Origin of the sequence: Streptococcus sp. HMSC061E03, assembly GCF_001813505.1 — a bacterium.
Classification (GTDB): domain Bacteria; phylum Bacillota; class Bacilli; order Lactobacillales; family Streptococcaceae; genus Streptococcus.
Genome location: NZ_KV812784.1, coordinates 609,535 through 620,250, shown reverse-complemented (window position 1 = coordinate 620,250; position 10,716 = coordinate 609,535). Strand labels below are relative to the sequence as shown.

Here is a 10,716-nt window from a genome sequence, read left to right as displayed (position 1 = left end):
AATGTAACAGTACCGTCTGCTGCTACTGTGTAGGTACCAACACCGTCTACAGTCTTAGTCGTTGAGCCATCGTCAAATGTTGCTGGAACATCTTCATTGATTTCAACAGTCTTCTCAACGCCATCAACCGTTACAGTTCCACCCTTGAATTCAGGTTTACCTGTTTGAGTAGCACCTTGGATATCTGTTGTTTCAGCTGGTGTTGCTGTTGGAGTTACTGGTAATACTGTTGGTGTGTAGGTTGCAGAAGCTTTGGTTCCGTTCTTATCTTCGCGAACAACGGTCACGGCTGGTGCAGTTCCGACGAATGATTTTTCTGGTACAAATGTAACAGTACCGTCTGCTGCTACTGTGTAAGTACCAACACCGTCTACAGTCTTAGTTGTTGAGCCATCGTCAAATGTCGCTGCAACATCTTCATTGATTTCAACAGTCTTCTCAACGCCATCAACCGTTACAGTTCCACCCTTGAATTCAGGTTTACCTGTTTGAGTAGCACCTTGGATATCTTTTGTTTCAGTTGGTGTTGCTGTTGGGGTTACTGGAACGATTTCTGGTGTGTAAGTTGTATCCACCTTGATACCGTTTGAGCTTTCAGCTTGAACCTTGGCTGGTGTGACTGCACCAGTGTATGATTTATCAGTCGGTGTGAAGGTTACTTGACCAGTTGCTGGGTCGATTGTGAAGTTACCGATCACTGTTGTACCGTCTGCCGCATAAGCTGGTGTGCTTGAAACTTCGTTACCATCTTTATCTAGCAATGTGTAGCTATTGTCTTTAATGGTAATAGCTTTATCTTCACCATTTACTTGAACAGTTGTTCCTGCAAAGGTTGGTGTACCGGTTTGAGTCGCACCTTGGATATCTTTTGAAGTTGCAGGGTTTGCAGTTGGAACTGCTGGCACAACAGTTGGTGTGTAGGTCGCATCTGAAGTAATGGTTGCAGTCTTACCATTAGCATTTGTAATAATAGCAGTTGCCTGAACAGTTACCCCTTTTGCAGTACCAACAAAGTCTTTTTCTGGCGTAAATGTTACTGCTCCAGTCGTTGGGTCGATAGTATAGCTACCTTCACCTGCTACTGTCACTGTTGTTTCATCAGTTGGTTGACCAGTTGCCGGATCCACCAATTTCTTGCTAGTGATTTCAGCAGTCTTGTCGTTACTCAAATCAAAGGTTGGTGTTTGAGTTTGAGGAACATTTTGAACATCCTCAGAAACCTTGTCTGTAGGAGTCACTGTGATAGGTGTTACAGTTGGTGTGTACTTAGCGGTTGCTGTCTTAAGGTATTCATCACGGACGGTACCGTCTTTATCTCTTCCGACAGGTGCTGTTACTGATACGGTAACACCTTGAGCTGTACCTGTGAATCCTGGTTCTGGAACAAAGGTTACTTTACCAGTTGCATCGTCAATGCTGTATGTTCCTTCGCCTGCTACTGTTACAGAGGTTGCATTGGTTACTTGACCAGTCGCTGGGTCCACCAATTTAGCAGGGTATTCCAAACTTGGAGTAACAGAGATCTTTTCGCCATTAGCGTTTGTTGTCGTTGTGTTAAAGGTTGGTGTACCTGTTTGAGTCGCACCTTGGACATCTGTCGAAGTCTTATCTACCCCTTCAATATCCGTTGGTGTAACAGTTGGGATATAAAGACCATCCATGGTATTCAAAACAGTATCAACGTTAGCTTCATCAGCTGGGAATTTTGTTGACCAACCAGTATCGTAACCATTGCTGTCTGTACGACGAATAGAGATACCATCAGCTGTTCCAAGGAAGTGATCTTCGGGAATGAACTCAACATCCACAGAAGTTCCGTTTGAAGTGATCTTGTACTTCCCTTGACCAGCTACAGCATAGTAGCCATCTGCACCAGGTGTTACGACTTGCCCCGTACGGTTATCTATCATTTGTGGAGCTACTGTTTCATCAATTTTTGCTGACTCAGTTAGGCTATAGCCTTGCAAACCTCGAGCAGTAAAGGCTACGGTTGCTGTTTGTTTTGCACCTTGAGGGCCAGTTGTTTCTTTAAATTCCCCTTTTGGTGGGTGAGTGATTTGAGTCTTAAAGTCTTCAACCTCACCAGAGAAAGCCATCCCCGTTGGGCTTTCAATTTGATCAGCATCCTTAGCAATCCGGACACGAACACCTAATTCATTGACACTAGGATCAATATAGGTTTTACTCTTTGTAAATCTTAACGTAGCCGTTCCATCTTGGGTAATGGTTGTTAAATCAGACCGTTCATCTTCATCGAAGGTTCCGTTTTGGTTGAAATCTACCCAACCATAGATGTTAGCTTTTGCTGCTCCATCCGTATGAGCTTCCACTGAAATGGTGTAATTACCTGGACGTGTCCGGTCCATCTTGATCAGCTCATTGGTTTTCCCTTTGAGATCATTTGGAAGTAATTGGTCGATGCCTTCATCCGCAGTGGTCGCCTTGTCATCACCCGTCCAATCAAGCGTATTGTTTTCATCCATATCAGGGCTTAAGTGACCTAGATAAGGTTGGTTTACTTTCTTACCTGTTACACCATCTACAGTTGCAATCGAATGAATCGCCTTCCCGTAAGATGCTGGCGCATCTCCTTCATCGAGCGGGAAGAATCCAAGCATGGCTGATTGTTTACCACTTGAAGCAATGTAAAGACCAACTTCAGAAGCTCCTTTTGTCATAACAAGGGGAACGGCAGAAGGACCTGCAGAAATATTTGGCCCGAAGACCCCTGTTCCGAGGCCTCCAGTTGTTAAATCAGCACTTCCAAAGTACTTCCAAGCAACCGCTTTTTTATCTGGCCCCACTTCATTTGCACGTTTAAGTAGGTTAAGGTTCGTCGAATAGTAATTCGTACCTTCTATATTAAAGGTAGGATTTGGGCCAAATAAATTGTCTGTATCTTGTGGAATAAAGGTTTTAGTAGATCTTCTTCCATATTTATACCACTCCCCAATTTGTTGCCAACCTTCTCCGTTTGTGGTGAAAATAACCGATTCACCAGGATTAGCGGACTCACCATCTGCCATGACTACAGCAGGTTTGACGGCTTTGCCACGGAAGGTAGCAGAAATTTCAAACTGAACACCAATATTGCCACCATCAAACTCGGAACTGATGGTTGTTTTTTTAGTGCCAGTATCGATGCCTTCACCTTTTATTTCTGTCCAACGGTTTTGAGCTTCGGCAATAATTTTAGCTTCTTCACCATTATTAAATGCTTTGTTAGTTGCAGCACTAGTAGTTGTTCCTATATATCCGTTCTTAGCATTTGGGTCATAGGTAGCCTTTTCAGCTTCAGTCGCTCCACGTTCTTCTAAGCGCTTTTTGTAGATTTCTGTCGCTTGGAAGGGTTTTAAGGATTTAACTTTGATAGTAACCACATAGCCAGGCATGATTTCCTTGGTGTAGGTTGAGCCCACTTGAAGGGCCAGATTTCCGCTTGATGTAGTCGTCGTTCCTGTCCAGCTAGCTGTATCGCCAAAGTCCAACCAAGAGATTTGGCTGGCTAAGTCTTTAGCATTGATATTTGTTGTAAAGCCAGGTTTTTCAACTTTCGGAGTTGAAGTTGCGTCTTCAACGTCATCCCCGATCAAGCTTGGATCATTTGGGTCACCAAGAGCACGACGATTACGACGCTTAGGACCAGAAGTCTCTGCTGTCACAGCATTGTTTTCTGAGGCTGGTGCTACGACACCAGCAGCCACTTCTTCTTTCTTATCTGTTGCAGCTGCTTCTGCTGCCTTGTTTGCTGGCGTAGTTGCTTCTAATTTTGGTGTTGCAGCGGTTGATGTTCCCGGTGCAGTTGAGGTAGCAGATGTTGCTGAAGCTGCTGTACTTGTGCTACTTGCTTCACTAGTTGAAGCAGGTGCTGTTGATGTTGCTGCAGCAGTTGAAGTCTCTGGTGCAGTGATTGCTGCGTTTGCATCATAAGTAGATGTCGTTGCAGCTGTTGATGCTGCTGAAGTTGCTGTAGCTGTTGACGCTTCAGGCGCTTCTGACGCTGTTGCAACTGCTGCTACACTTTCACTTGTCGTATCTGTCTTTTCTTCTGCGGCTGCACTTGCGGCTGTCCCAACCATGACAAGTGTTCCCAATAGTACAGAGCAAACACCCACATTCAATTTACGAATTGAGAATCTGCTAATACGATCATTAAATAAGTCTTTCCCCATCTAATGGACCTCCATATTTATCTATAAATTAACATTCTTTTTAAAATTGTTTAGTTTTTACAAACCTTATCTATTTTAACAAAAACCGAACGATTTTCAAAACATATTGACTCAAAAATGAGTAAAAATTTTTAGCTAAAATTGTTTTAATTCTAAAAGGATTTTACCAATTGATCAAGGTATCAAAAAACCTTGATTTATTACTAAATGGCAAGATCGAACTTCAATTGTGGCTTCACTGGATCGTAATCGACCAGTTCAAAATCTTCTGGTTTGATGTCAAAGAAATTGGTTCCATCTGGCACATTCAAGACCAGGTGTGGCTGACAATCTGAAGGCTCGCGACGGAGTAACTCTTCAGCCTGTTCAAATTGATTATCATAAATATGAAGGTTATTAATGAAGTAAAAGAACTTTCCAACCTTCCAGCCAAAGTGCTTGGCAATCATCATCTGAAGAGCTACATATTGCATGGCATTGATATGGTGGGCTACCAACATATCATTCGAACGCTGGGTCAAGGTTGCATCTAGATAAATCTCTCCATCAACCCGCCTCACGTCAAACATGGTTTGAAATGCACATGGTAAGAGTCCGTCGGTCTCCTCAAAGGCATCATAATCCCAGAGCGAGATAATATTGCGGCGATTCCAGGGATTGGCTTCTAATTGTTTGAGGATTTTATTGGTAATGTCATGCTTTTTGACCACAGCACCATAGCGTTGACCAATAGTACGACTATCCCCTACTTCCCAGTCGTTCCAATAATGGACATTGTATTTATCTTCTAACAGGTCTAAGCTATTCGACTGATCCTGGTAGATCCAGAGCATCTCTTTGATGGCTGATTTAATCGCGATGGGACGAAGGGTCGTGATAGGAAACTCGCCTTTTGAGAGATCAAACTCCATAAAGGCTCCCGTGATGTACTTGGAGTTGGCCGTTCTACCATCCTTGTATTTAGGTCGGGCCTGTTCAGACCAAACACCTTCTTCCATGATTTTCCGAATATACTCTTTAAAAATGGTATCTGCTTTTGTCATATCTCCTCCTTTAATCTACTATTGCTTTCATTATATCACAGGATAAAGAAAAAAGGAGAGGCAAATCTCCTTTTAATCTTATTGTAATACTAGAGATGCGGCACCGATGACACCCGCATCATTTCCCAAAGTAGCAAGCGCCAATTGAGTAGATTCACGTACTTGTGGGAATGAGTTTTCTTCAAAGACCTTGCGCACACCATCCAAGAGGAAGTCTCCAGCAGCAGATACCCCACCACCGATAACGATCTTAGACGGGTTCAAGGTTGAACCGATGTTAGCAGCAGCAAGTCCAAGGTAACGTGAGAAGTTCTTGTAGACGATCAAAGCAAGAGCATCGCCTTCTTTTGCCAGGTCAAAGACCGTTTTAGCCGTTACTTCTTCTCCATTGTCGATCAAGACTTTCAATTGAGCGTCCCCTTCGTACTCATCGGCGTAACGACGAGTCAAGTTAACGATCCCAGTTGCTGAGGCAACCGTCTCAAGACAGCCTTTTTTACCACAGGTACATTGGATTGGATCATCAAAGTCAACCGTGATGTGACCAAGCTCACCAGCAGCTCCACGTACACCGTGCAAGAGACGACCTTCAGCGACGATCCCACCGCCGACACCTGTACCAAGTGTCATGAAGACAACATCTGGTTGGTTTTCACCAGCTCCTTTCCAACGTTCACCCAAAGCAGCAACGTTGGCATCATTATCGATAAAGAATGGAATATGAAGGGCAGTTTCGATCTTTTCTTTGACTGGTTGAAGGGTCTTCCAGTTCAAGTTGTAGGCACCGATAACTGTACCTTTTTCACGGTCAACGACACCAGGTGATCCCATTCCAATTCCTTGGAACTCAGAAGCATCAAGCCCAAGCATCTTCAAACGATGCGCGATTGATTCGATCATATCATCTACGATATGGCTACCTTCATCCAAGATATTTGTTTTAATAGACCATTTTTCTTGAACTTCCCCATCCAAAGTGAGGATAGCAAACTTAATTGAAGTTCCCCCAAGGTCAATCCCAATAATTTTTTTAGACATCTGTAACTCCTTTCAAACTTGTAAACACTTACAGATCTATTATATCAGACTTTTTATCAAACGCAAAGGTTTGCACGTAACTTTTCTTAACTTTTTAACAAGAGACTAAAGGATTGAAATCCTAGAATGAGGAAAATCAAACCAATAATATTTAATAGAAAGACGCTAATCGAAAGCGGACTAACGATTAAGAACAATCCAATAAAGAGTTGTAGCAAGGCAAAGAAAATATAACGCTTGGACAGTTCTTCAACCTTCCTCGAGTAGAAATTGGCTTTTCGGAAGTTCAAAATCGAACGGTAGATGAGCCAAATTCCTAAAGTAACTGGAAAGACAATCGGCAAGGTCTTGTAGCCATAGAGCAGTAAGTAGACTGCAAAAACCAAGGCGACCATACTGTGAAAGAGCTGTTGCTGCTTGATAATACCTGACTGACGCAATCGGTAATAGCGTGAAAAACGTGAAAAAGAGATTAAAAAGAAGCCACAGGAGATCAACCAGCTAAAAGAGCCGATGTGCTCAATGGGGTTGATAAACAAGACGATACCGATAATGGTAAAAATAGTAGCTGAAATCCCAAGGGATATCCGGTTCAATTGATTCATAGGGCCTCCTTATTCATCTAATTCGCTCAGGTATTCATAGCGATCGTACTTCTCAAGTAGTCGCTCATTTTCCTGATCCAGTTCTTTTTGAAGGGCTGACAATTTGCCAAAGTCAGAGCCGTTTTCATTCATCTCCACTTCAATCTCTGCGATCCGATTTTCAATGGCTTCGATATCTGCTTCAATACTCGCCCACTCTTGCTTTTCCATGTAGCTCATGCGCTTCTTCTCTTCTTTTGGCTTGACAGGTTTCTCTTTTTCAACCTTGTGACTGGCCGTTACTTGAGCTGCTTCAAAAGCTTTTTCATCCAGGTAATCCGTATAATTGCCAAAGAACTCACGAATGCCCCCATTTTCAAAAGCCAGGATCTTGCTTGCTACCTTATCAAGGAAATAGCGGTCGTGGCTGACGGTAATGACTGGCCCACCAAAGTTTTGAAGGAAGTTTTCCAAAACTGTCAGGGTAGCGATATCCAAGTCATTGGTCGGCTCATCGAGGAGAAGCACATTGGGTTTTTCAATCAAGAGTTTTAAGAGAAAGAGGCGCTTCTTCTCCCCACCAGAGAGTTTTTCAATCAAGGTTCCGTGCATAGAACGTGGGAAGAGAAATTGCTCCAAGAGATCTGCAATTGATGTTGTCCCAACGGTTGTCTTCACTTCCTCAGCAACTTCCTGGAGAAAATTAATCACGCGCTTGCTCTCATCCAAGCCATCAATCTGTTGTGAGAAATAAGCCACCCGCACGGTTTCTCCGATAATGACTTGCCCAGACTGAGGCTGTAGTCGCTCGGCGATCAAATTGAGCAGGGTCGATTTGCCGACGCCATTATCCCCGACGATCCCGAAGCGGTCCTTGTTTTGCACCAAGAGGTTAAAATCCTGTAAAATCGGCTTGTTTTCAAAAGCAAAACTCACATCTTTAAACTCGATGACTTTCTTTCCGATTCGGCTGGTCTCAAAGTTCATCTCCAAATCCGTCTGGTTGCTTTGACCAGACAAGTCTTGCTTGAGATCATGGAAACGATTGATCCTCGCTTGTTGCTTGGTCGCACGCGCCTGGGGTTGACGCCGCATCCAGGTCAACTCTTGCTTATAGAGTTGCTGCTTCTTATGAAGAAGGGCCGCATCACGCTCGTCTTGCTCGGCCTTTAAGCGGACATAATCCTGGTAGTTGCCCTGATACTCGATCAAGCCACCTCGATCCAACTCAAAGATCCGCGTCGAGATATTATCCAAGAAATAGCGATCGTGAGTAATGAAGAGCACGGTTTTCTTAGAGTTCTTCAAGAAATTGGTCAACCATTCGATGGTATCAATGTCCAGGTGGTTGGTCGGCTCATCTAGTAAGAGCAGGTCGTGATGTGACAGCAAAACCTGTGCCAATTGTACCCGACGACGCAAGCCCCCAGATAGATCCCCAACTTTGGCGTTCAAGTCTTCAATTCCAAGCTTAGAAAGGACTGTCTTGACCTGACTCTCGATTTCCCAAGCATTAAGCGAATCCATCTCCGCCATGACCTTTTCAAGACGTGCTTGGTTCTCTTCTCGGTAATCCGCCATCAAGTATTCATAATCGCGAATCAGCTGCATTTCACGCAAATCACTAGATAGCACCGTATCCAGAACTGTCTTTTGATCATCAAAGTCTGGTTCCTGGGTCAAGTAGCCAATTGTATAATCACTCTTGGCAGAAAAAGGACTCACATCTCCATCAAAGCCAGAGCGACCTGACAACACATCTAATAGCGTGGTCTTCCCAGTCCCATTGACCCCGATCAATCCAATCCGATCCAAGTCGTGAATGATAAAGGAAATCTCACGAAAGACGGTCTTATCTCCGACAGATTTGGTTAATTTATCGACAATAAAATCGCTCATTTTTCCTCCTCTTTTGCTTGCTGGATATAGGCGATGATGGCCTCTTTTTCATTGGCCAGTTCCCCATCGACAATGGCATATTCAATTTTTGTCAAAATCTCTCCTAAGGCTGGACCAGGTTGAAAGCCGTAGTCTTTGATCAACATACCACCATTAACCACCACTTCATGTTTATCTTGAATGGTCAAGCTATCATAAACGCGCTCGATGGCCAAATAATCCACACTCAAGGCATACGCTTCCCGAAGCTCTTCAGCCACTAGCAACAAACGCTTCTCATACTTGTAGCAAGCACGCTTGTCTAGGCTTCCATTTTCTCGGAGCTTAAGAATTTCCACGATCTGCTCCACCGTCTTGGCAAACTCTCTAGAAGTCTTCCATTTCTTAAAGAATTTTGGAATATCTTGAATCTCTAGTGCTAAGACCAAAGCAGCCCAGGCTTGCTCAGAAGTTGAAAAGGTATACTCCAACTCTATGTCAAACAAACGCTCGATTGCTTCTTTGCGATCCTTCATCTCTGGCAGATAGTGATAAGCTCCACTGGCTAGCATAGCCTCCAATCCTTGTCTCCAGTATGGAGAAAGCAAGAGTTTATCAAACTCGATGAAGGTACGCTCTACTGAAATCTTCTCAAGTAAAGGCGCACACTCCTTCATGGCATAAAAGGTTGCCTCTTCTAATTCAAAGCCAAGACTGGCTTGAAAACGAAAGCCTCGCATGATCCGGAGCGCATCTTCGTTAAAGCGTTCATGAGGAAGCCCAACCGCCCGAAGGACCTTGTTTTCTAAATCTTCTAGTCCATGAAAGAGGTCAACAATCTCTCCTTTTTCATTTAAGGCAAAGGCATTAACCGTAAAATCACGACGCTTGAGGTCTTCTTCTAGTGAGCGTACAAAAGACACGGAGCTTGGACGCCGATAATCGACATAGACATCCTCCGTCCGGAAGGTCGTAATCTCATATTCTTGCCCATTTTCAAGAACCAAGACGGTCCCATGTTCGATACCGACATCTACTGTGCGATCAAAAATCGCCTTGGTCTCTTCTGGGTATGAGGAGGAAGCGATATCGACATCGTGAATGGGACGATCCAAGAGGGCATCTCGAACAGATCCCCCGACAAAATAGGCCTCAAAACCAGCTGCTTTAATCTTCTCTAATATTGGTAAAGCCTCCTGAAACTCAGAAGGCATCTTTTCTAATCTCATAGTAAGTGTTCCAAACCATAGACAAGCTCATGACGCTTGACAACTTCTTTAATCCCTAGATTTACTCCTGTCATGAAGGAAACACGATCATAGGAATCATGTCGGAGAGTCAAGCCTTCGCCTTGGCTACCAAAAATCACCTCTTGGTGAGCCACTAGGCCAGGCAATCGAACCGAATGGATGCGCATCCCTTCAAACTCTGCCCCTCTTGCTCCAGGCATCAACTCTTCTTCATCTGCTGCACCTTGCTGGATCTTATCGCGCTTCTCAGAGATCAACTCAGAGGTCTTAATCGCTGTTCCACTCGGTGCATCTTTTTTCTTATCGTGGTGCAATTCGATAATTTCTACATTCGGGAAATACTTGGCTGCTTGCGCTGCAAATTGCATCAAGAGCACAGCTCCGATAGCAAAATTAGGAGCAATCAAACCACCCAAGTCCTTTTGACGTGAAAGGTCTGTCAATTCTTGGATCTGCTCAGGAGTGAATCCAGTCGTTCCCACAACAGGCGCAAAGCCATTTTCAATTGCAAAGCGAGTATTTTCGTAAGCGACCTTGGGCATGGTAAAGTCGACCCAAACATCTGCCTCTAGACCCACAACATCTTCTTTGTGGTTAAAGACAGGGACTCCTGCAACCTCTGTCTCATCAGTAAACGGATCGATCAAGCCAGCTAATTCTAACTCAGGATCTTCAGAAACCATCTTGTAGGCTGCTTGTCCCATTCTTCCCTTGAAACCTGCGATAATGACTTTAATTGACATAGAATTCT

At 43.9% G+C, this 10,716-nt stretch carries 7 protein-coding genes; all 7 read right to left on the bottom strand.

The features are described from left to right. The coding region (locus HMPREF2917_RS03180; RefSeq protein WP_141751533.1) for a CshA/CshB family fibrillar adhesin-related protein at positions 1-4,172 on the bottom strand (4,172 nt) is incomplete at its 3' end. 203 nt (positions 4,173-4,375) lie between these two features. Further along, entirely contained in the window at positions 4,376-5,215 is an 840-nt protein-coding gene (locus HMPREF2917_RS03175) for a thymidylate synthase (protein WP_045759489.1), read from the bottom strand. Positions 5,216-5,293: 78 nt separating this feature from the next. After that, positions 5,294-6,253, bottom strand: coding sequence for an ROK family glucokinase (locus HMPREF2917_RS03170; protein ID WP_061590583.1), 960 nt, complete (start codon positions 6,251-6,253; stop codon positions 5,294-5,296). 86 nt (positions 6,254-6,339) lie between these two features. Further along, positions 6,340-6,858 carry a hypothetical protein gene (locus tag HMPREF2917_RS03165; protein ID WP_070588953.1) on the bottom strand — a complete coding sequence of 173 codons (519 nt, stop codon included), beginning with the start codon at positions 6,856-6,858 and terminating at the stop codon, positions 6,340-6,342. A 9-nt stretch (positions 6,859-6,867) separates the two neighbouring features. Continuing rightward, positions 6,868-8,736 (bottom strand): ABC-F family ATP-binding cassette domain-containing protein, encoded by a 1,869-nt coding sequence (locus HMPREF2917_RS03160; RefSeq protein WP_070588952.1) that lies wholly within the window; start codon positions 8,734-8,736, stop codon positions 6,868-6,870. Further along, positions 8,733-9,944: a CCA tRNA nucleotidyltransferase gene (locus HMPREF2917_RS03155; RefSeq protein WP_070588951.1), complete on the bottom strand. Its 1,212-nt coding sequence runs from the start codon at positions 9,942-9,944 to the stop codon at positions 8,733-8,735. Before HMPREF2917_RS03155 ends, HMPREF2917_RS03160 begins: the two co-directional genes overlap by 4 nt. Next, positions 9,941-10,708, bottom strand: a complete 768-nt coding sequence (gene dapB, locus HMPREF2917_RS03150; RefSeq protein ID WP_070588950.1) for a 4-hydroxy-tetrahydrodipicolinate reductase — start codon at positions 10,706-10,708, stop codon at positions 9,941-9,943. Before dapB ends, HMPREF2917_RS03155 begins: the two co-directional genes overlap by 4 nt. Between the last annotated feature and the right edge of the window lie 8 nt (positions 10,709-10,716).

Bases quoted from the DNA above. Each gene is read 5' to 3' on its own strand.
- dapB (WP_070588950.1), bottom strand. From the start codon at position 10,708: ATGTCAATTAAAGTCATTATCGCAGGTTTCAAGGGAAGAATGGGACAA.
- HMPREF2917_RS03160 (WP_070588952.1), bottom strand. From the start codon at position 8,736: ATGAGCGATTTTATTGTCGATAAATTAACCAAATCTGTCGGAGATAAG.
- HMPREF2917_RS03175 (WP_045759489.1), bottom strand. From the start codon at position 5,215: ATGACAAAAGCAGATACCATTTTTAAAGAGTATATTCGGAAAATCATG.
- HMPREF2917_RS03170 (WP_061590583.1), bottom strand. From the start codon at position 6,253: ATGTCTAAAAAAATTATTGGGATTGACCTTGGGGGAACTTCAATTAAG.
- HMPREF2917_RS03165 (WP_070588953.1), bottom strand. From the start codon at position 6,858: ATGAATCAATTGAACCGGATATCCCTTGGGATTTCAGCTACTATTTTT.
- HMPREF2917_RS03155 (WP_070588951.1), bottom strand. From the start codon at position 9,944: ATGAGATTAGAAAAGATGCCTTCTGAGTTTCAGGAGGCTTTACCAATA.